The organism is Kutzneria kofuensis (assembly GCF_014203355.1).
In the GTDB taxonomy this organism is placed as follows: Bacteria; Actinomycetota; Actinomycetes; order Mycobacteriales; family Pseudonocardiaceae; genus Kutzneria; species Kutzneria kofuensis.
The window spans coordinates 1-20,633 of the sequence record NZ_JACHIR010000001.1 but is presented as its reverse complement, the minus strand read 5'-3'; the positions used below and the strand labels follow the sequence as shown (position 1 = coordinate 20,633).

Annotated in this window: 22 protein-coding genes; 14 read left to right on the top strand and 8 right to left on the bottom strand. The window is 70.6% G+C overall.

All coding sequences use genetic code 11. From position 1 onward, the window contains the following. Position 1: 1 nt before the first annotated feature. On the top strand, positions 2-550 hold the full coding sequence (locus tag BJ998_RS00110) for a hemerythrin domain-containing protein (protein WP_184857308.1): 549 nt from the start codon (positions 2-4) through the stop codon (positions 548-550). Between the two features lie 39 nt (positions 551-589). Here the strand turns inward: BJ998_RS00110 and BJ998_RS00105 are convergent, their stop codons facing one another. Next, entirely contained in the window at positions 590-1,162 is a 573-nt protein-coding gene (locus BJ998_RS00105; protein WP_184857307.1) for an HAD family acid phosphatase, read from the bottom strand. A 115-nt stretch (positions 1,163-1,277) separates the two neighbouring features. Beyond that, entirely contained in the window at positions 1,278-1,910 is a 633-nt protein-coding gene (gene cei / locus BJ998_RS00100; RefSeq protein ID WP_184857305.1) for an envelope integrity protein Cei, read from the bottom strand. Between the two features lie 306 nt (positions 1,911-2,216). Between cei and BJ998_RS00095 the strand changes: the two genes are divergently transcribed. Together BJ998_RS00095 and BJ998_RS00090 are read left to right on the top strand one after the other, a co-directional pair. Then, complete coding sequence (locus BJ998_RS00095) at positions 2,217-2,948, top strand: G1 family glutamic endopeptidase (protein WP_184857304.1); 732 nt, start codon at positions 2,217-2,219, stop codon at positions 2,946-2,948. A 144-nt stretch (positions 2,949-3,092) separates the two neighbouring features. Beyond that, the gene (locus BJ998_RS00090) at positions 3,093-4,145 is read left to right on the top strand and encodes a glycoside hydrolase family 18 protein (RefSeq protein ID WP_184857302.1); all 1,053 of its coding nucleotides are present in this window, start codon (positions 3,093-3,095) and stop codon (positions 4,143-4,145) included. Positions 4,146-4,268: 123 nt separating this feature from the next. Here BJ998_RS00090 and BJ998_RS00085 read toward each other — a convergent pair whose 3' ends face one another. After that, the gene (locus BJ998_RS00085) at positions 4,269-4,805 is read right to left on the bottom strand and encodes a GNAT family N-acetyltransferase (protein WP_184857300.1); all 537 of its coding nucleotides are present in this window, start codon (positions 4,803-4,805) and stop codon (positions 4,269-4,271) included. A 128-nt stretch (positions 4,806-4,933) separates the two neighbouring features. Between BJ998_RS00085 and BJ998_RS00080 the strand changes: the two genes are divergently transcribed. After that, positions 4,934-7,381 (top strand): AfsR/SARP family transcriptional regulator, encoded by a 2,448-nt coding sequence (locus BJ998_RS00080; protein WP_184857298.1) that lies wholly within the window; start codon positions 4,934-4,936, stop codon positions 7,379-7,381. Between the two features lie 60 nt (positions 7,382-7,441). Then, complete coding sequence (locus tag BJ998_RS00075) at positions 7,442-7,903, top strand: MarR family winged helix-turn-helix transcriptional regulator (protein ID WP_312889848.1); 462 nt, start codon at positions 7,442-7,444, stop codon at positions 7,901-7,903. Between the two features lie 96 nt (positions 7,904-7,999). Here BJ998_RS00075 and BJ998_RS00070 read toward each other — a convergent pair whose 3' ends face one another. Next, positions 8,000-8,611, bottom strand: a complete 612-nt coding sequence (locus BJ998_RS00070) for a helix-turn-helix transcriptional regulator (protein ID WP_184857294.1) — start codon at positions 8,609-8,611, stop codon at positions 8,000-8,002. A gap of 169 nt (positions 8,612-8,780) precedes the next feature. Here BJ998_RS00070 and BJ998_RS46415 point away from each other — a divergent pair, with 169 nt between their 5' ends. Genes BJ998_RS46415 through BJ998_RS00055 form a run of 3 tightly spaced genes read left to right on the top strand, consistent with a single transcriptional unit; the run spans position 8,781 to position 12,658 of the window. After that, positions 8,781-9,191 carry a PaaI family thioesterase gene (locus BJ998_RS46415; protein ID WP_221337813.1) on the top strand — a complete coding sequence of 137 codons (411 nt, stop codon included), beginning with the start codon at positions 8,781-8,783 and terminating at the stop codon, positions 9,189-9,191. Beyond that, positions 9,188-10,273, top strand: coding sequence for a cytochrome P450 (locus BJ998_RS00060; RefSeq protein ID WP_184857292.1), 1,086 nt, complete (start codon positions 9,188-9,190; stop codon positions 10,271-10,273). Before BJ998_RS46415 ends, BJ998_RS00060 begins: the two co-directional genes overlap by 4 nt. Positions 10,274-10,327: 54 nt before the next feature. Beyond that, positions 10,328-12,658 carry an AfsR/SARP family transcriptional regulator gene (locus tag BJ998_RS00055; protein WP_184857290.1) on the top strand — a complete coding sequence of 777 codons (2,331 nt, stop codon included), beginning with the start codon at positions 10,328-10,330 and terminating at the stop codon, positions 12,656-12,658. On the opposite strand, the gene BJ998_RS00050 is transcribed toward BJ998_RS00055, so the two are convergent. Then, positions 12,655-13,308: a helix-turn-helix transcriptional regulator gene (locus BJ998_RS00050; RefSeq protein ID WP_184857289.1), complete on the bottom strand. Its 654-nt coding sequence runs from the start codon at positions 13,306-13,308 to the stop codon at positions 12,655-12,657. The two genes, BJ998_RS00055 and BJ998_RS00050, sit on opposite strands and share 4 nt — an antisense overlap. Before the next feature lie 138 nt (positions 13,309-13,446). On the opposite strand from BJ998_RS00050, the gene BJ998_RS00045 reads away from it, so the two are divergent. Next, on the top strand, positions 13,447-13,965 hold the full coding sequence (locus tag BJ998_RS00045; RefSeq protein ID WP_184857287.1) for a M15 family metallopeptidase: 519 nt from the start codon (positions 13,447-13,449) through the stop codon (positions 13,963-13,965). Between the two features lie 16 nt (positions 13,966-13,981). On the opposite strand, the gene BJ998_RS00040 is transcribed toward BJ998_RS00045, so the two are convergent. Next, positions 13,982-14,263, bottom strand: a complete 282-nt coding sequence (locus tag BJ998_RS00040; protein WP_184857285.1) for a DUF3040 domain-containing protein — start codon at positions 14,261-14,263, stop codon at positions 13,982-13,984. Between the two features lie 231 nt (positions 14,264-14,494). Here BJ998_RS00040 and BJ998_RS00035 point away from each other — a divergent pair, with 231 nt between their 5' ends. Then, positions 14,495-15,007, top strand: coding sequence for a lytic polysaccharide monooxygenase auxiliary activity family 9 protein (locus BJ998_RS00035; protein WP_376775977.1), 513 nt, complete (start codon positions 14,495-14,497; stop codon positions 15,005-15,007). 40 nt (positions 15,008-15,047) lie between these two features. Here the strand turns inward: BJ998_RS00035 and BJ998_RS00030 are convergent, their stop codons facing one another. Beyond that, positions 15,048-15,728, bottom strand: a complete 681-nt coding sequence (locus BJ998_RS00030) for a TetR/AcrR family transcriptional regulator (protein ID WP_184857281.1) — start codon at positions 15,726-15,728, stop codon at positions 15,048-15,050. 231 nt (positions 15,729-15,959) lie between these two features. Here BJ998_RS00030 and BJ998_RS00025 point away from each other — a divergent pair, with 231 nt between their 5' ends. Both BJ998_RS00025 and BJ998_RS00020 read left to right on the top strand, forming a co-directional pair. Further along, a complete protein-coding gene (locus BJ998_RS00025) occupies positions 15,960-17,126 on the top strand; it encodes an FAD-dependent monooxygenase (protein WP_221337812.1) in 1,167 nt (388 codons plus the stop codon). 353 nt (positions 17,127-17,479) lie between these two features. Next, on the top strand, positions 17,480-18,595 hold the full coding sequence (locus tag BJ998_RS00020) for a glycoside hydrolase family 75 protein (RefSeq protein WP_246488488.1): 1,116 nt from the start codon (positions 17,480-17,482) through the stop codon (positions 18,593-18,595). 63 nt (positions 18,596-18,658) lie between these two features. Here BJ998_RS00020 and BJ998_RS00015 read toward each other — a convergent pair whose 3' ends face one another. Further along, positions 18,659-19,240 carry a TetR/AcrR family transcriptional regulator gene (locus tag BJ998_RS00015; RefSeq protein ID WP_312889847.1) on the bottom strand — a complete coding sequence of 194 codons (582 nt, stop codon included), beginning with the start codon at positions 19,238-19,240 and terminating at the stop codon, positions 18,659-18,661. Between the two features lie 56 nt (positions 19,241-19,296). Between BJ998_RS00015 and BJ998_RS00010 the strand changes: the two genes are divergently transcribed. Next, a complete protein-coding gene (locus BJ998_RS00010) occupies positions 19,297-19,929 on the top strand; it encodes an O-methyltransferase (protein WP_184857274.1) in 633 nt (210 codons plus the stop codon). Between the two features lie 24 nt (positions 19,930-19,953). Beyond that, positions 19,954-20,633: MFS transporter (locus BJ998_RS00005; RefSeq protein WP_184857272.1), on the top strand; the 680-nt coding region annotated here is incomplete at its 3' end.

Sequence of the window (20,633 nt, the reverse complement as noted above, 5' to 3'; positions counted from 1 at the left end):
CATGACCACCGCCACGGACCGTCGCAGCTTCGACAGCCGTCGGGTGTTCCGCCTGCACGTGGTTTTCCGTCGGGAACTGAGCCGCAACGTCGACCTGGTGCGTGCTGTCGCCGCGAACGACCGCGACCGCGCCCAGGTCGTCGCGGACCGGGTTCGGATGGTCGACAACGCCGTCTACCGGCACAACTGCGCCGAAGATGCCCTGCTGTGGCCGAAGCTGGTGGGGGACAGGCCCAGCGAGGCCGACATCATGGTGGACGTCATGCACCGCCAGCACCGCGCCCTGGACGCCATGTCGCTCGGCGTGCAGGGCGCGATCCTCGCCTGGGAGGACGAGCCGACCGAGCACCGCCGCGAGATGCTCGCCGACGCCCTCCAGCACTTCTCGAACGCCTACGGCGAGCATATCTGCGCCACCGAGCTGTTCCTGGTGCCGCTGCTGGAGCGTTTCCTGTGCGCCGCCGACTGGACCGACGTCATCCGCCAGGGCGTGGCCCACAGCGACCCGGAGACGATCACCGCCCTGGCCGGCCTGCTTCGACTTCCCTGAGAGTTGGCCGGCCAGGACCCGACCGGCCAACTCGAATGTCTAGCTCAAGGCGCCGTCGTAGTCCGGCAGCTTGAACGTGCGCTCCGCGTGGCCGCCGTCCAGGTCGGTCGTGTTGTTGCCGATGTTCGCGACGATCGTGTAGCCCTGCGCCTCGATCGCCGCCCGCGCCTTGGTCTTGTTGACCTGCGCCGGATCGAAGTTGAACAGCGGCCGCATGGACAGCCCGTCGACGGGATAGCCGACGTCGCCGAGATTGTCCTTCGTGAGCGAGCGGATCAGTTCGGTCCGGTCGGTGACGAAGAAGACCGCGGCGCCGTCCGCCTTGGCCAACTTGGCCAGGGCCAGCACCGGCGGCACGGCCGGCGTGGTCCACTCGGGGTGGTAGTAGCTCTCCAGCGACGTGTTGTCGATGTCCAGCACGATGGCGTTCTTGCCCGGCGTGGACAGCCGCTGCTGCAGGTAGGCCGTCGCCTGGTCGGTCACGGTGGTGACGTCGGCGATCCAGGTGGCCTCGCTCGGAGCGGCGGCGGGGGCGGCCGAGGCGGTGCCGGCGCCCGGAACCAGCAGCCCGGCGGTGAGGCCGACGGCGGCGAATCTGAGGGTGATCGTCATGCCCGGCAGTCCAGCATCGAACGCCCGTCGCCACGAGTGCCGATTAGGTGAATTTTCTTCATATTGTTGCCGGGAAGAGGGGTGGCGACGGAGTGCTTCGGATCGGGACCGGCGGTCAGCAATGCCCCGGGCGGGCCGCCGTCAGCAGCGGCGCGGCCAGTTTCGGCATCGCCTGGTCCTGGGTCAACAGGCCGCCGGGCGGAATCGGGTGGTCGCGGGCCCAGGTCCCCAGCTGGCTCAACACCTGCCGCGCGGCGGTGTTGACGACCAACCCGTTGAAGTTCGTGCCGACGGCGAAGTCCACGGTCTGATCAGGCCGGTTGTCCCGCACCAACTGCGCGCACGGCACCAGCAGGCTCAGCGTCCGAGCCCCGGCGACGCCCTGGGCGCCGAAGCGGATCTGGCCGACGCAGGTCATGTTGCCCAGCGGATACGTCGGATCATCGGCGGCCGGCGCGGCCTGCGGGAAACCGAGGTTGGTCAGCTGCGCGGACATGAGGCTGGCGGCGCCGCGTAACGAGCTGGCGTTGACCACCCGCACCGGCACCCGGTCGGGCGGGGCCGGGGCGACGGCGTCGAGGTCGTGGTAGTTGACGGGCGTCATGTGCGGCGCGGGCGGCGTGCAGCCGACGGTCTGGTCGATCGTGGGCACGCTCCGGAACACCTGCACCCAGACCACCACCGAGGCGACCAGCAACAGGCTCAGCAGCACCAGCGAACGAGTCCGCCGCCAGCGTTTCGACCGCACGTCACCACCCTCGCCGCTACCGACGCGTGCGACACCGGATCTTAGTCACTGTTGATCACTATCTGGTGACGATCGAGGGGAAACCGTCGAATTGTCCGCGCTGTCACGTCAGTACGAGTCGAAAACGACCATACCTCACCAACGTGACAACCCGACCTGCGGAGACTTCCAACCAAACGGGATACCCACGGCGGAGAACCGAGAAACCCTCCGAATGCAGGGTGTATGCCGTACGAGCGTTCGGTCAGAGTCGGTGCCACCGGTGGGGCCACCCGGCCCCAACCCTGCAACCGGAGGTCCACAACCATGCGAGCACGTCTACTCGCGTTCGCCGCGGCCGGCGCCGCCACCCTGCTGGCCGGCGCCGCCCCCGCACTCGCCACCGCGCCGGCCGGCTTCGCACCGCAACACGCGACGCACCAGCAACACGCCCGTCCCGCGGTCGGCGGCAACTTCAACCAGGACGGCGGCAACTGGTCGGGCTGGGTGTCCACCGGCAGCGGCTTCAGCGACGTCAGCGCGAGCTGGACCGAACCGGCGGTCACCTGCAACTCGTCCAACGACCTGTACGCGCCGTGGGTCGGCATCGACGGCTACGGCAGCCAGTCGGTCGAGCAGACCGGCGTGGCCACCGACTGCTCGTCCGGCTCCCCGAACTACCAGGCCTGGTACGAGATGTACCCGGACGCGCCGGTCTACTACGACGACCCCGTCGACGCCGGCGACAACTTCACCGCGAGCGTGCACCGCAGCGGCACCGACTACACGCTCACCATCACCGACAACACCCAGGGCTGGACCGAGCACGTCACCAAGTCCTACAACGGCGAGAACTCCTCGGCCGAGTTCATCCTGGAGTCGCCGACCGGCGCCTACCCGAACTTCGGCACGGTGCACTTCACCGGCGCCTCGGTCGACGGCGCCACCTACACCGGGCAGGACGGCGTCGCGCTGGACGCCAGCAACGGCGGCGGGTTCGAGGACCACACCGGCGCGGTCTCCAACGGCTCCTTCGACGTGAGCTACGTCAAGGAGTGATCGAACCGGCGGGCGGCGCGTTCGTGACAACGGTGTCGGGAACGGGCCGCTCGCCGGCAATTCGGACAGGAATACCGTTCCAGAGCCGACCGTTGCGGCGCCGGTGGTCTGTTCCGGGGGCCGCCGCTCCGTAACTCTTTCCGGGTGCGAAACCTGACCACACTCCGCCGGTTCGGCGCGATCGCGGCTGCCCTGCTCGCCGCGACGACGACGCTGGGCGGCACGGCGGGCGCGGTGACCTCCCACGGCACGCCGCAGCCGATCCCGCCGCACGTGTTCGCCCCGTACTTCCAGGCGTACCTGCCGGGCGATCCGGCGGACTTCGCCCAGCAGTCCGGCGCGCGCTTCCAGAACCTGGCGTTCCTGGAGACCGACAAGCCCGGTTCCTGCCAGGTCTATCCCAACGGCGTCGCGACCGGCCCCGACTACGCCGACGCCGCCGCCAAGCTGAGCGCCATGGGCGGCCAGCTGATCCCGTCCTTCGGCGGCGCGTACGCCGGCGACAACGGCATCGAGATCGCCGACAGCTGCACCGATGTGCACGCCATCGCGGCCGCGTACGAGCAGGCCCTGGTCAAGTACGACGCGACGCGGCTGGACATGGACATCGAGGACGCGTCGCTGACCAACGCCGAGGGCATCGACCGCCGCAACAAGGCGCTGCGCGAGGCCGAGGACTGGGCCGCGGCGCAGGGCCGGCCGCTGCAGGTCGTCTACACCATGGGCACCGGCCTGACCGCACCCAACGGCGACGCGGTGAAGATGCTGCAGAACGCGGTGGCCAACGGCACGCGGGTCGACGTCGTCAACATCATGACCTTCGACTACTACGACGACAAGCAGCACGAGATGGCCACCGACGCCAAGTCGGCCGCCGCCGCGCTGGTGACCACCCTGCATGGCCTGTGGCCGGACAAGACACCGTCGCAGCTGTGGGGCATGGTCGGCATCACCGCGATGATCGGGCTCGACGACTACGGCTCGAACGGCGAGACCGGCCCGGTCGAGGAGTTCACCCCCGACGACGCCTTCGACATCACGTTCTGGGGCTGGCAGCACGGCATCGCGATGCTGTCTTTCTGGGGCCTGCACCGGGACAACGGCACCTGCCCCGGCCAGCACCTGGAGGCGTGCTCCGGCGTGCGCCAGCTGCCGTGGGAGTACTCGAGGATCATGGGAACCTTCACCCATCGCTGACTGTCACGGTTGTTGACAGTCCTGATCGGTGACCGAAGCCGGTCGCGGGGCCTACAGGGCGGGTCCCGGGACCGTCACGGGTCGTCCGGCGGCCACACGTGGACGGTGGCCGCCGGGCGACCTCTAGTCGTTGAGGGCGAAGGCGAACGCCAGGTAGCGGCGCCCGCCGGCGGTGAACTCGCCGATCTCCCGCATCCCGAGGTGCCGGTGCACGGCAAGGGATTTCTCGTTGGTCAGCTCGACGAACAGCGCGGCCTCGTCGTAGGCCGTGGAAAGGCTCTTCTTCACGGCGTCGACCAGCAGCCGCAGGACGCCCCGGCCCTGGAACCGCGGATCGACCGCGACCGGCCCGTAGAGCGCGAAATCGGCCATTCCGGCCGCTCTCGCCGTCTGAATCGTGCCGGCGGGCGGTCCTTCCCCGGCGGCCAGGGGCGCCGGATCCGATGTGAGTGCCACTCCGGCGAGTTCATCACCGTGAACGGCGACAAACGCGCCGGTGCCGGTGATGAACCGGGTCAATACCTGGTCGGAAAGGTTTCCCTGAACGAAACCGCGCTCGGCCCGTTCCCGTTCGGACAGCCCGTCACCTCGGGCGGCGCGCAGCAGCGCGGCAATCGCGGGCAGGTCGTCGAGTGTGGCCTTGCGTACCGCGATCTCCATCGACACATCCCTTCCAGGGTCTTCCGTGTCACCGTTCCTCGACAATCGGACGGGCCGGAACGAATTGTGAACTCAATCGTATAGTTTGCTTACCGGAGAGTCGTGTCGCGGGTCGATGGAGCAGGGCCGTGGAGTCGTCGTTCTGGTGGACTGTGCTGGGGCCGGTGCGCGGCCGGCGGGCGGGCCGCGAGGCGCGGCTGGGTTCGCCGCAGCGGCGGGTCCTGATGGCGCTGTTGCTGGCGCGGGCCGGTCAACCGCTGGCGATGGCCGAGATCACCCGCGCGCTGTGGCACGGCGACCCGCCCGAGCTGGCCGCGAACGTGGTGCAGGGACACGTCGGCGCGATCCGGCGCATGCTGGAGCCGGAACTGCCGCGCCGGGCCACCGGCCGCTGGTTGCTGCCCGTGCCGGGCGGCTACCGGCTCGCGATGACCGCCGAGACGCTGGACCTGTTGCGGTTCCGCGAGTTGACGGCCGGTCAACCATCGCTGGGCGACCTCGTCGAGGCTCTCTCGCTTGCCACCGGCGACGTCGCCGAGGACGTGCCGGCTGAGGTTCGCTCACATCCCGTCTTCACCGCCGTGGCCGAAGAGTACGACGCCGTGCTGCGGGCGGCCGCCGACCGTGCGCTGAAGGACGGCATGGCCGCCGCAGTGTTGCCGATGGTCCGCGCCGCCGTCGGCCGCCGGCCGCTCGACGAGGAGCTGCAGGCAAGCCTGATGTTGCTGCTGCACGCGGACGGGCAGCACGCCGCCGCGCTGGAGCTGTTCGGCGAGGTGCGGGACCGGCTGCGGCAGGAACTCGGCGTGCACCCGGGCCGGGGGCTGCACGAGGCGTACCGGCGAGTGCTGGCCGACCAGCCGGCCGAGTCCGTGCCGTTTATCGGACGCGAGAAGGAGCTGTCGGCGCTGCTCGCGCGGCTGCCGCAGCCCGCCGAACCGGCGGCGGTGATCGCGGTGACCGGCATGGCCGGTGTCGGCAAGACCAGCCTGGCGATGCGCGCCGCGCAACTGGCCGCCGACCGGTTCCCGGACGGCGTCCTGCACGTCGACCTGCACGGCTTCACCCCTGGGCGGCCGGCGCTGACCACCACCGAGGCGGTGCGGGCGCTGCTCGACGTGCCGGACATGTGCGACCCGGCGGCGCTGTACCGCAGTTCGCTGGCCGGGCGGCGAATGCTCGTCGTGCTGGACAACGCCCGCGACGCCGAGCAGGCGCGGGAGCTGCTGCCCGGCTCGGACGGCTGCGCCGCGATCGTCACCAGCCGGGACGACCTGTCCGGCCTGGTGGCGTTCAACGACGCCTACCCGATCCGGCTCGGGCTGACGACCACCGGCGCGCCGCTGACCGAGGACGTGCGGACGTCGTTCACCCGTTCGTACGAGGCGTTGTCGCCGGCGGCCGCGACCCTGTTCCACGCGCTCGCCCTGCACCCGACCCGGGACGTCGAGCCGGTGGTGGCCGCCAGCATGATCGGCGACGAGCCGCAGCGGGCCCGGGTGCTGCTGGCCGAGCTGGCCTCCGCGCACCTGATCGACGAGTACCGGCCGGGCCGCTACAGCTGGCACGGCCTCGTGCACGACTACGGCGTCGAGATGGCCACTTCGCGGCTGCCCGACGCGGAGCGGGACCAGTTGCGACGCCGGCTGTTCGACCACTACCTGTTCAACAATCGGCAGGTCGGCGCGATCGCCCGGATGAAGCTGGCGGCGGTGCCGCCGGAGGCGCGGGTGACGCCGGCCTGCGCCGGCTACGAGGCCGAGCGCCTGATGCTGCGCTCGCTGATGACGCAGGCGCTGGCCGAGGGGTACGGCGAGTACGTGTGGCGGTTCGCCGGCGTGATCGGCGACCACCTGGAACGCGCCGGGGGCTGGTCGGAGCTGCTGGCCGCGGGCACGGCGGCGTTGGTGGCCGCCGAGCGGTCGGGGGATCCGGCGCGGACGGCGCAGGCGCTGCGCGGCCTCGCCCGCGTGCACGCCGGGCTGCGCGACTATCCCCGGGCGATCGAGCTCCTGTCCGCCGCGATGCCGTTGTTCGTGGCGGTGGACGACCGCAAGGCGTTGGCCGGCCTGCACCTGGGATCCGCCTGGCTGCGGGCGAAGGCGGGGCGGCCCGCCGCCGGCGCGCTGCACGCCGACCGGACGCTGACGATCACCCGCCGGGACGCGGAGCCGGTCGGTGTGGCGTCCATGCTGAGCGCCGTCGGCTGGTTCGAGGCACGGCAGGCACGGTACGAGGCGGCGATCGGGCACAGCCGCGAGGCCCTGGGGATTCTCTCGGCGCTCGGTATGCGGCGGGCGCAGGCCGATACGTGGGACACCCTCGGTTTTGTCAACCGGCGGCTCGGCCGCTACCGGGAGGCCCTGGCCAGCTACCGGCGCGCCCTGGCGCTGCACCGGGAGTTCGGGGCCCGCGCCGCCGAGGCGGCGACACTCCGGTGCATCGCCACCGTCACCCGCCCGCACGACCCGCCCGCCTCGCGGAAGGCCCTGGACGAGGCCGTGGAGATCCTCCGCGAGCTGGGCGACCCGGCCGCGGACCGGATGGTGTCCGCCGCTGACAGTCACCAAAGTTGACGGTCACCCGTCCTACCGTGTGGGATGATCACTCCAGACGGCGGCGGGACGGAGGCGCGGGTGGGCACGCGGACGGAGCGGAACAGGACGAACCCCGACCTGGGGGTGCTCGCGGGCCGGCTGCTGTTCGCCATCCAGCAGGAGCTGTTCACCACCCTGGCCGCGCAGGGCTTCTCCGACCTGCTGCCGCGGCACGGCGCCGTGCTGGCCTACCTGGACGTCGACGGTGTCCGGGCGACCGACCTGTCCCGGCTGTCCGGCCAGCACAAGCAGGTCATCGGCACGATGATCGACGAGCTGGAGGAGCTCGGCTACGTCCAGCGCAAGCCCGATCCGGGCGACCGCCGGGCCAAGCTGGTGTGCCCCACCGACCGGGGCCTGGCCCAGATGCGGGCCGCCGACAAGATCATGAACTCCATCCAGGAGCGGCATGCCCGCCGCCTCGGCCGCGAGGCCTACACCCAGTTCAAAGCCGCCTTCATCGACGTCACCGACCACCAACGCCGCCGCCAGTTCCCCTGACCCCCGCGAGTCACGCTCTGGAGCAGACCGAATGCAGGTTTCGGGCATCTGCCCCAGAACTACATTCGGTGTGTCTGAGAGCGTGACTCGCCGGGGTCAGATCAGGTTGGCCTGCAGGGCGTGGGCGACGATGTGGGCGCGGTTGCGGGCGTGGTAGCGCTGCAACAGATCCCGCACCAGGCGCTTCACGGTGTAGTTGGAGCAGTGCAGGTCCCGGGCGATGGCGGTGGTGTCGGCGCCGTCCGCCAACAGGTTCAGCAGCCGCGTCTCCCGCTCGTCCAGGCCACGCGGACGGACACACCGGCGGCGCAGGTCGGACAGCAGCCGCTCCAGGTGCGCGGCGGCGGGTTCGCCCCGATCGGCGGCGACGGCGTGCAGCAGAGCCGCGATGCCCCGGGTTGTCGCGTTCCGGCGGGGGACCAGCCGGACCGGCCCGGACGCCAGCTCCGCGTCGAGCGGCTGGCCCAGCACGGTCTCGGTGACGACCAGCACCGCCGGCCGGCGCCGGGAACCGGCGGCGTAGGCGAGATTCGTCGCCATCTCGTCGGTCAGGTCCATGGTCACGGCGAGCAGGGCGTCGGCCTGCTCCGGTGCGGTCGCGGCGAACCGCAGCCGCGCGCCGGCGGCGACGATGCCCTCGGCGACCAGAACATCGTCCCCGAACACGGAGAAACACACCGTCGGTTCGTTCCCCAGCACGGTGTCCATCGCGTCCTCACCAGTCCTTCCTGCCTGCGACCCGACGCTAGCCACCGGAACTGACGATCGAGTGACCGCCGTGCGCCGGGCGGATCGGATCGCGTACCCGTTGGTGGTGCGCGCTGTCCGGCGCCGCCGCCGCTGTGGCCTCATCGGTGTCAGGACACGGGAGGAGCCGATGGAGGCGGTGGAACAGCCGTCCGGTTTGGACGTGCTGCGCACGACGACGCGCCCGCCGCTGCCGGTGGACGGCGAGCCGCGCTGGGTGTGTGTGGAGGAGGGTGACGTGGTCATCGCGACCGAGTTGCGCCACACCCGGGCGATGGCCGGGCTGCTGGAGGCGGTGCTGGGCTTCGCGGTCCGCAGCGCGCTCCGGCCCGGCAGCGACTACGTGATGCTCGACCTGCGGGTCAGCTACGTGCGCCCGGCGTCACCGGCCACCGGCGAGGTGTACGCCCGCGGCTGGATCCGGGAGTCCTGCCAGCAGGTCCAGTTCGCCGAGGCCGACGTCTGCGACGCGGCCGGCGGCGTGCTGGCGACCGCCTCGACCACCTGCCTCGTGGTGTCTCCTGAGGAGAGGACCCGATGAACACGATGCCGTTGCGCCGGCCCGCGCACTGCCCGTTCGACCCGCCGTCCGAGCTCGCCCGGCTGCGCCGCGACGAGCCGATCTCGCTGGTGGTGACGCCGGCCGGCACGCCGGCCTGGCTGGTCACCCGGCACGAGGACGCGCGCCTGGTGCTCGCCGACCCGCGGTTCACCGCCCACGGCCCGGTCGAGTCCCGTGGCGTGATCGATGTCGACGGCCCGGAGCACACCCGGTTGCGCCGGCTGCTGGTGCCGGAGCTGACGATCCGGCGGGCCGAGGGCTGGCGGCTGCGCGTCCGCAAGGCCGCCGAGGAGCGTGCCGCGGTCCTGGAGTCACCGGCCGATCTCGTCGCCGACTACGCCCGGCCGCTGGCCGGCCGGGTGCTCGGCGAACTCGTCGGCCTGCCCGAGGGCTTCCCGATGGGGCTGGAGGCGGCGCTGCTGCGGCCGATGCTGACCGACGTCGTCGACCAGCGCCGCCGCGAGCCGACCACCGACCTGATCTCGGGCCTGCTGAGGCAGGCGTCCGTGCTGCGGGAGCCGCCGTCCACCGCGGAGATGGTGGGCCTGGCGATGACGGTGCTGTTCGGCGGCTACGAGACGTCGGTAGGCATGCTCACGCTGAGCGCGCTGGTGCTGATGGACGATCCGCGCCGGGTGGAGTCGCTGACCGAGGGCGAGGTCGCCGTGTCGGTCGCCGTCGAGGAGCTGCTGCGCTACCTGACGGTGGTCCAGCCGGGGCTGCCGCGGTACGCCACCGAGGATGTGCGGATCGGCGATCAGGTGGTGCGCAAGGGGGAGTGCGTGCTGGTGTCGATCAGCTCCGCCAACCGCGACCCGTCGGTCTTCCATCATCCGGACGAGCTGCGCCTGGTCCGGCCGACATCACGAGCACACCTCGCCTTCGGCTACGGCCCGCACCAGTGCGTCGGCAGCCAGTTGGCCCGCGTGCTCGTGCAGGAGGGGCTGACGGCGCTGTTCGGATTGCGTCCGCGCGTGCGGCTGGCGAAGCCGCGCACCGAGTTGGTGTTCACGGACCGGTCGCCGGTGCACGGTCTGCGGTCGCTGCCGGTGCTGTGGTGAGGATCGTCAGCGCTGCTGACTGTCCCGACGGGTGACTGTCGTAGAATTCGGCAGGTGTTGACGTTCACGGTGCTCGGCCCGGTGGCGGCCGCCCGGGACGGCCACCCCGTTGAGCTGGGTCCGCCGCAGCAGCGCGCGGTGCTCGCCCTGCTGCTGGCCAAGGCGGGCAAGCCGGCCGGCCAGTCCGAGCTGATCGACCTGGTGTGGGGCGAGCGCGCCCCGTCCAGCGCGGCCAACCTGGTGCACCGCTACGTCGGCGCGCTGCGGCGGGCGCTCGAGCCGGGGCTGACCGCCCGCAGCCAGGGCGAGCTGCTGACCCGGCAGGCCGGCGGCTACGAGCTGCGGATAGAGCCGGAAGCATCCGACCTGGGCCGGTTCCGTGCCCTTGTCGCGCAAGCGAACATGTCCCGCGGCCTCGACGAGTACGTGGCCGCGCTGGAGTTGGTCCAGGGCCGCTGCGCCGCCGAGGTCGGCCGGTCCCATCCCGTGTTCGCGGAGGTCGACCACGAGATCGCCGACGCCGTGCGGGCCGCGGCCGACCGGGCGCTCTCCCTTGGCACACCCGATATCGTGCACGATGTCGTGCGGCGCGTGGCGCGCTGGATGCCGCTGGACGAGGCGCTGCACGTGCGGCTGATGAAGGTGCTGGTGGCGATGGGACGACCGGGCGCGGCCGAGGACGCCTACCGGGACATCGCGCAGCGGTTGGTGGACCAGCTCGGCATCGATCCCGGCAAGGAGTTGCGGGCGGCCCTGCGGCTGGCCGACGTGCGGGCCGCGGTGCTGCGGCCCGCGCAGCTGCCGGCGGACGTGCGGTCCTTCGCCGGCCGTGACCGCGAACTGGCCGAGCTCGACCGCCGGCTCGACGAGCCGGTGGAAATCCTGTGCCTGGACGGAATGCCCGGCGCCGGGAAGTCCACTTTGGCCGTTCACTGGGCGCACCGGCAGAAGCTCCGCTTCCGCGACGGGCAGCTGTACATGAACCTGCACCACGCCGGCCCCGACACCGGCGGGCCGATGCTGCGGTCGTTCCTGCGTGCCCTCGGCCTGCCCGGCGAGGAAGTGCCGGAGACCTACGACGAACTCGTCGCGGAGTACCGGCGGATGACCGCCGGCAAGCAGTTGCTGGTGGTCGTCGACGGGGTGTGCACCGTCGAACAGGTCCGCGGACTCGTGCCCTCGTCGGCCGGTTCGCTGGTGTTGGTGACGAGCAAGCGTCGGCTGCCCGGGCTGTCCGACGCCGGCAAGGTGGGGGTGGTATCCGTCGGAATGCTGGACCCCGACCAATCCCGGGAACTGCTCGTCCGTCGCCTCGGCGCGGCCCGGGTCGATGCGGAACCGGCCGCCGCCGACCAGATCGTGCAGGCCTGCGGTGGGCTGCCGCTGGCCCTGTCGCTGGTGGCCGCGCGGCTGCTGATGAACCCCGGCTTCACCCTGGCCGCGGTGGTCGACGACCTGACGACCGTGTTCGGCGGCGGCACCGGAAGCGGCCTGCGCACGGTGTTCTCGTGGTCGTACGAGCGGCTCGGCCCCACTGCCGCCAGGCTTTTCCGGCTGCTGAGCCTGCATCCCGTTGACGGCTTCTCGGCGCCCGTCACGGCCCGGCTGCTCGACGTCGATCCGCCGACCGCCGAGGCCGCGCTGGCCGAACTCGTCGACTCGTGGCTGGTCGACCAGCCACGGCCCGGCCGCTACCAGGCGCACGAGCTCGTGATGGCGTACGCGCACGACCTCAGCCAGGAGATCGATTCCGACGAGAACCGCGCCGGGGCGTGGGCGCGGATGGTCGAGCACTACGTGCAAGGCGCGCAGTGGGCGCACGACAGCCTTGCGGCGGAACGGAACGAGCGCGAGGCCGTCGCCTGGTACACGCGGGAGTACGAGGTCGTCGAGACGCTCATCCGGCAGATCGACGAGCCGTGGCGGCTGACCATCCCCATGCAGCGGTTCTACCTGCGCCGGGGATTGCTGCAGGACTGGGAGGACAGCGTCCGGCACAGCCTGGCCAAGGCCATCGAGCCGGGGCCGCGGGCGCGGCTGCTGATGGGGCTGGCCGGCGTGTCGCAGTGCACCGGCCGGTTGGACGAAGCCGTGACGCTGTACCGGGAATCGCTGATCGTCGGCAAGGACGTGGACGATCCGCGGCGGGTCGTGATCACGCTGATCGGGCTCGCCGGCGTGGAGGAGGCCCGCGGCGACCGCAAGACCGCCGGCATCGTCATCGCGGAAGCCATGCAGGTCCTGGAGAAGCGGCTCGGCGTCGGCGGTGGCCCGATCTCGGACGACACCCGCACGCTGCTGCGCTACCTGCTCACCGCCGGCGCGGAACTGGACCTGTTCGAGGCCGAGGTGGTTCGCGCCCGGCTGGCCGCCGTCCTGGGCTAGATCGCGCCGATCCGCAGCGCGTACGCCACCGCGTGCGCGCGGTTCTGCAGATTGTGCCGGCTCAACAGGTCCTTCAGGATGCGCTTGATCGTGTGCTCGGAATACCTGAGCTCACGGGCGATGTCCGCGTTCTCGGCGCCCTGCGCCACCAGCCGCAGCACTTCCACCTCGCGCGCGTCCAGACCCGCGACGCCGTAACCGGTCGTGGTGATCAGCACGTGGTCGATGCGCCGCAGGTGGTCCACCAGCAGGCGCGCCACCGACGGCGGCAGCACCGACCGGCCCTCCGCGGTGGTCACCAGCGCCTTGGTGATCGTCCCCAGGTCGGTGGAGCGGCGGGGCAGGAAGCTCACCACGCCGGCGTGCAGGCTGCGCAGCAACTGCCGGCCGCCCAAGCGATCCGCGACCAGCAGGACCGGGGGAGCGGTGTCGTCGGTGATGTCGGCCAGCAGTTCGTCGGTGACCTCGGTGGTGATCGCCAGCAGCACCTCGCCCGGCACGGCCGAGTCGGTGAGGCGCAGCCGCGGGTGGGCGGTGATGGCCTGCGCCACCGCGTCCCTCGTCAACGCGTCGTCGACGGCCAGGCGCACCGGGAAGACCTGATCGATGCGCGGGCCGATCGTGGAGACGGTGGCGAGTGCGGTGTTCATGCCCGTCGACGGTAGGGCGCACTACTGATGAACGAGTGACCGTGGCGGCGTTGTCGGTCCGTTCGCACAGAACCGTCACAAACCCGGGCGAGCCTGTTGTCCACGGATCGCTGCCGTTGTTTGTGAGAGGGGTGCCCGTTGGCCGTTCGTCCGGTTCTCGTTGCCTTCGTGGCGGTGCTGGCCACTTCCGCCTGCGGGAGCGGCGCCGCCGCCCCGCTGGGTGATGCCGACGGCGTCATCGCGGACAACAACAGCCTCAGCCCCTTCGACACGTCGAAGGCCGCGATCCGCAACCTCGACCCGGCACTGCTGGCCGCCGTGCAGCAGGCCGCGCGGGACGCGCAGCAGCACGGCATCACCGTGAAGATCACGTCCGGTTGGCGCAGCCAGGCCTACCAGCAGCAGCTGCTCGACGACGCCGTGCGGAAGTACGGGACGCTGGCGGCGGCGCGGCAGTACGTGAACACGCCGGAGAAGTCGACGCACGTGACGGGCAAGGCCGTGGACATCGGGCCGACCGACGCGGACGACTGGGTGAACCGGCACGGCGCCGACTACGGGCTGTGCCAGGCGTACTCGAACGAGATGTGGCACTTCGAGCTGTTGACGGAGCCGGGCGGGCAGTGCCCGCCGCAGCTGCCGGACGCCGCCGGCTGATCCGTCCGGTGTGGACTCACCGGCGGCGCCACCACAGGTGCCAGACGGCCAGCGCCGGGAAGCCGATGGCCAGCGCCGCGCCGATCGCGGCCGTGACCGGCGAGTCGATGCGGGCGCCCGCTAAGGCGATCACGATGCCGCTGGCGTGCATGGCCAGAGAGCCCGCGATCAGGGCCGCGGCGGAGCCCGGCGTGAGCGGGCGCAGCTCGGCCAGGCGTCGGGCCAGGTCCGGGTCGGTCGCCGTCAACGATCGTTCGATCTCCGCGAGCGATCGCAGCTCGTCGTCACGCAGCGTCATGGCTCCCCCTGCCGGTTGACTGGCTGACCACTCTTATTGTTCCAGGCCGGGGCGGCGGTGTCGAACACATTTTCGACCTTGCTGTGTCGGGGGTGTGAACGGACATGTCTTGACTGTGATCGGCAGCCGTCGCTATGGTCTGAACCACATTTCGTTCCATTCGTCCGCTCCCGCCCCCTTGGCGCTCGCGACGCCAGTTCCGGGGCAACCCTGCAAGGAGTCGGCATGAACATGAACAAAAGGCTGGTCGCTGCCCTCGTGGGCGCGGTCGCGGCGCCCCTGATCGTCGTGGCCGGCCCGGCGGCAATCGCCAGCGCACACGGATATGTGAACTCACCGGCCAGTCGTCAGGCCCAGTGCGCCGCCGGCACGGTGTCCTGCGGCGACATCAAGTACGAACCGCAGAGTGTGGAGGGCCCCAAGGGACTGCGCAGCTGCAACGGTGGTGTGGCGCGGTTCGCCGAGCTCAACGACAACAGCAAGGGCTGGCGCGCCGCACCGGTGGGCAAGTCCGTGACGTTCAACTGGACGTTCACGGCGCGGCACCGGACGACGAACTACGAGTACTACGTGGGCAACACCAAGGTTGGCGACTTCAGTGGCAACAACCAGGTGCCGCCGGCGACGGTCAAACACACGGTGAACCTCGGCAACCGCAGCGGTCACGTTACGGTGCTGGCCATCTGGAACATCGCCGACACGTCGAACGCCTTCTACAGCTGCATCGACCTGCAAGTAGGCTGAGCACCGGCGACCCGTCCGTCCGCTGTGGACGGACGGGTCGTCACTGCCGGCTGAGATGGAGCTCCACGCCGTCCAGGATGCGTTCCAGGCCGAATTCCAGGCCCTGGTCGCGCGATCCGTGCTGCGCCGAGGACAGCAGCGCCTTGGTGACGTGCGGGAACTGCTCCTGACGTGTCGCCAGCACCTTCGTCCAGCCGGCCGCGATGTCCTCCTCCGACGTGCCCGCCGACTGCTCGACGATCACGCGGATCTGCCCGGTCAGGGCCACGACCACGTCCATCATCTGACCGCCGTCCATGGCGACGCCGTCCAGGGCCTGCAGTGCCCGTTCGACCCAGCCCAGCTCGTTCGGGCCGCTCACCCGCTGCCCGGTCGTCGCCCGCAGCGCCCACGGGTGCGCGCTCATGCGCTCGTACATCGCCAGCGTCCAGGCCTTCAGCCTCGGCCGCCAGCCGCCCGTGATGTCCTTGAGCTCCGGCGGTTCCCCGATCGCCACGTCCACCATCAGCGCGATCAGCTCGTCCTTGCCCGGGACGTAACGGTATGTGGCCATCTTCGTGACGCCCAGCGCCTCGGCCACGCGCTGCATGGTCACCGCGGCCAGCCCCTCCTTGTCGGCGAGCTCGATGCCGGCCCGCGCGAGGTCGCCCACGGTCAGCGTCGGTTTGGGGCCCCGGCGCGGCCCGCCGCGCTCGCCCCACAGCAGCTCGATCACGTCCATCGCCACTCCTGACTCTCCGGCTCTCCGGCTCCACTCTGCCGCCTGCCGGCCCGCGTGGGTTCATCGGCCCGTTCCAACCGGCGCTCCGCCTTCCGCGCACCCCGATCGTTCGTCTTCCCGGTCCGCCGCCTCTCGCTCGGTCACGCCCGACCTTCGGATCCCGCTTGCCAGTCAGTCGAAACTGTGTCTATCGTACACTGTGTCTGACGGACGCAATTAATGGAGGCGATCATGCGGGCGTTGATTTCGGGAGCGGGCGTGGCCGGGCCGGCGCTGGCGACGGCGTTGGGACGGCACGGTGTCGAGGTGACGGTGGTCGAAGCGGCGGCCAAGCTGCGGACCAGCGGGTTCGCGGTGGACTTCCGCGGCGAGACGCACATGTCGGTGCTGGCCAAGTTGGGGGTCCTCGACCAGCTGAAGGCCGTCCAGACGCACGGCGGCGCGATGGAGGCGGTGGACGAGCACGGCCGGCAGATCTTCCGACTGCCGGAGGAGTTCGCCGGCGGCGAGGTGGAGGTCCGGCGCAGCGACCTGTCGAGAATCCTGTACGAGCGCAGCCTCGACCACGCGGACTACCTGTTCGGCGACACGATCACCGGCCTGGCGGAGACCGAGAGCGGGGTGCACGTCGACTTCGCGAAGGCGGAGTCGCGGACGTACGACATCGTGATCGGCGCCGACGGCATGCATTCGGGGGTGCGCCGGCTGGTGTTCGGGCCGGAACGGGACTACGTCAAGCACCTCGGCTACTACATCGCCGGCTGGGATCTCGTGAACGACCGCGGCTACGGCACGACCGCGGTGCAGTACAACGTGCCCGGTCGGATGGCCAGCGTCAGCGCGGACTTCCGGGACCCGAGCAAGGCGGGCGCGCTGTTCGTGTTCGCGAAGCCGCAGGCGGACGTCGACTGGCGCGACCTGGACCGGCAGAAGCGGATGATCCGGGACGCCTTCGGCGGAATGCGTTGGCACGTCCCGTATCTGCTGGACACGCTGCGCGACGTGGACGAGATGTACTTCGACTCCATCAGCCGGGTTCGGGTGCCGCAGTGGACGAAGGGCCGCTTCGCGTTGCTCGGCGACGCGGCGTGGGGAGTGACGCTGGGCGGCATGGGTGTGGGCACCGGCGTGGTCGGCGCGTACGTGCTGGCCGGCGAGCTGGCGCTGGCCCGGGGTGATCACCGGGCGGCCTTCGCGGCGTACGAGCAGCGGATGCGCGGCTACGCCGGCCGGTGGCAGAAGGGTGCGAGCCCCGGCCAGTTCCTGGCGCCGTCGACCGCGCCGCTGTTGTGGCTGCGCAACGCCATGTTCAGCACCAAGGCCGTGCAGAAGCTGATGGTCGCCGGGACCACCAAGCTGGCCGGCGACGTTGCCCTGCCGGACTATCCGGCGGCCTGAGCGCGTCTCGGGTTCATGTCCTTGACGGCCCCACCCGGCGGGTCTACTCTGCCCCGAATAGGAAGGTAACTTTCCTAAATACCGATGTGAGGCGGCCTCGGCCGCCGAACCGGAAATCACTGCCGCCACAGGGGTTTCTACTCAAGCGGGCCAGGTTCGCGGAGGGAATCCTGATGGGCGCTCGGTGGGTGGCGGTGCTGCTGATCTCGCTGGCCACACCCTGCGGCTCGGTCGCCGCTCGCAAGCCCCGGCGCCATCCTCCGCGCCTTCGACGGGTCCGACATCGGCCGTGAGGTCTACGCACCCCTCTGACTCCGCCGCGAAAACCCTGCCCATCCCTGTGGAGGAAGTCAATGCTCAGAAGAGCACTGCTAGCCCTGCTCGCCGTCGTTCTCGGTTCTTCGCTCGCGGTCGCCGCGCACGCGTCCGCCGCGCCGCAGGACAGCTACCTGGTCACGCTCTACGGCTGGCCCGACAACTCGCCGCCCGGCGGCGACATCGCGTATCCGCAGATCCATCAGGCCGCCGGCGGCACCGGGACCTACGACGACCCGATCACCTTCGCCACCGACCAGAACGAGCTGGCGCCGGGAACGCGCGTGTACTACCCGATGCTGAAGCGCTACTTCATCATGGAGGACGGCTGCGCCGCGTGCAGCCAGGACTGGCAGAACGGCAAGCGGCACATCGATCTGTGGGTCGGCGGCGAGGGCGGCGACGCCAACGCCGTGATCGACTGTGAGGACTCGCTCACCCGCGACCCCGGCGACGTCATCGTCGACCCCGACCCCGGCCAGCCGGTCGACAGCGGACCGTTGTTCAACTCCGACGACAATTCCTGTTACCAGCCAGGCGGTTTCGCCCCCGCGACCCAGTCGCGGTCGGACGACGGCAACCCCACCGCCGACCAGTTGCTGGCCAAGACCGCCCACTGCAACCAGGTCTCCAACGGCACCTACTCCGACAAGAACGGCGGCCAGACCCCGATCTGCGGCGCCAACGGGGCGTACTTCTGGACTTCCGGCATGGCGGTCGACTGCGACGGCCAGCGTACGTCCACTTGCAACGAGAACACCGACTGCTGCTTCTACGACGACACTTCTTTCCATCAGTCCGACGGCAAGCCCCTCAACGCCGCCCAGCTGCCCTACGTCGTGATCCCGCTGCCCAGCTCCCGCTGGAACTACGGCAACGCCGGCGTGCAGGGCGGTGACGTCCTCGCCGTCATCTACCACGGACACGTGGAATACGCGGTGTTCGGCGACGAGGGACCCGACGACAGCATCGGCGAAGCTTCCTACGCCACCGCCAAGTCCCTCGGCATCGACCCCGACCCCAAGACCGGCGGGACGTCGGACAAGGTCACCTACATCGTGTTCAAGAACTCGAAGGTCTCGCCCATCGAGAGCCACACGAGCGCGGTGACGCAGGGGCGGAAGTTCGCCCAGCAGTTCATCAGCAGCAACTGAGCAAGCGGCAGTAGCCGACAGAGCGACGGTGGTGGTCCCGGGCGGGACCGCCACCATCCTGTCCTAGAGGTCGGCGATGAAGGCGTCCACCAGGGCGTCGGTGAACTCGCGCGGCACCGGCTCGCCCGTGACGAGCACGCGGTAGTGCACGACGGCGACGAGTCGCTGGGCGGCCAGGTCGATGTCCATGTCCTCGGGGAGTTCGTGGCGGGCGATGGCGCGTTCGAAGGGGAGCCGGTCGCGGGCGTACTGGACGGCGAGGTGGTCGTCGCGTAGGCGGGCCGCGAGTTGCGGGTCGTGCTGGGCCTGGCCGACGAGCGCGCGGTAGACGGCGCCGGCGTCGGAGTTGGTGAGGAAGTCGGCCAGGGCGGCCAGGTACTCGCGAAGGTCGGTGGCCAGGGATCCGTGGTCGACGGGGGTGAGGTCCTCGGCCAGGTCGTCGCCGAACGCGTCCAGCAGGATGTCCACTTTGGACGGCCACCAGCGGTAGATGGTCTGCTTGGCCACGCCGGCCCGGGCGGCGATCTTCTCGATGGTCAGCCCGGCGAAGCCGTGCTCGACGAGCAGGTCGTCGGCGGCCTCGAGAACGGCCTGGCGCGCCCGTTCGCTGCGCCCGTAGCGGTTGCCGTGATGATCGGTGCCCACGGCCACAGCCTAGCGATCGCTAGCCAAGACGCAACGTTGCGTCTACTCTAACCGCCATGACATCAACCCTGCTCGACCCCAAGGTTCGCGCGCTGCTGGACAAGCTGTTCGACGCGGCGGCGCGGGACGGCGAGCTGTCGACGCGCGAGATTCCCGACGACGTCCGAGGCCGTGCCGACGCGCTCGCGGACGTGTACATGCCGATCTCGGCGGCCGGTGGCCGGCTGCTCTACGCGCTCGTCAGGGCGATCCGGCCGAAGGTGGTGGTGGAATTCGGCACCTCGTACGGCATCTCCACGCTGCACCTGGCCGCGGCGGTGCGGGACAACGGCACCGGTCACGTCTACGGCACCGAGCTCAGTGCGACCAAGGTCACCGCCGCCCGGGCGAATCTGGCCACGGCGGACCTGTCCGATCATGTGACGATTCTCGAGGGCGACGCCCTCGACACCCTCGCCGGAGTCCCCGGCCCGATCGGCCTGCTGCTGGTGGACGGTTGGAAGGAGCTCAGCCTGCCCGTGCTGCGCCTGCTGGAACCCCGCCTCGCGCCCGGCGCGCTGGTGGTGGCCGACGACATCACCCTGCCGTCCATGCGCCACTACCTCGACCACGTGCGCGACCCGGCCAACGGCTACCTGGGCGTGGAGTTCCCGGTCGAGGACGGCATGGAGATCAGCTGCCGCGTCTGAGCGGCGGGGAGGGGGAGACGAGACATGTGCGCCACCTGCGGCGTGCCGGCCCACGTGCCGGCGCCCGCACGCAAGTTCGCGGCGCTGCGCAACGCCGACTGCCGCACCTACCTGTTCGGCGCGGCGCTGGCGATGATGGCCGACAACATCGAGCACGTCATCACCTACTGGGTGCTGTGGGAGAAGTTCCACTCGCCGGCGCTGACCGGCTTCGAGGTGATCAGCCACTGGGTGCCGTTCCTGCTGTTCTCCGTGTACTTCGGCGGACTGGCCGACCGGCACGACTGCCGCCGGGTGATCCAGGCGGCGCAGGTGCTGTTCATGCTGGTGTCGGTCGCCTGGGGTGTGCTGTTCCTGACCGGGACCCTGCAGGTGTGGGAGGCGTGCCTGCTGCTGGTCCTGCACGGCTGCGCCGGGGCCATCTGGGGGCCGGGCGAACAGCTGATGCTGCACGACTTCGTCGGCGAGGCCGAACTGCCCAGCGCGGTCCGGCTCAACGCCACCTTCCGCAGCCTCGGCATCCTGTTCGGGCCGGTCGTCGGCTCGGCGCTGCTGCTCGGGCTCGGCCCGGTCGCCGGGATCTTCGTCAACGTGGCGTTCTACCTGCCGCTGACGCTGTTCCTGTTCCGCACCAGGTACACCGGCCACAACCGGGACGGCGGCGTGCCGCGCACCCGGCTCGGCCTGGTGGACTCGATCCGCGT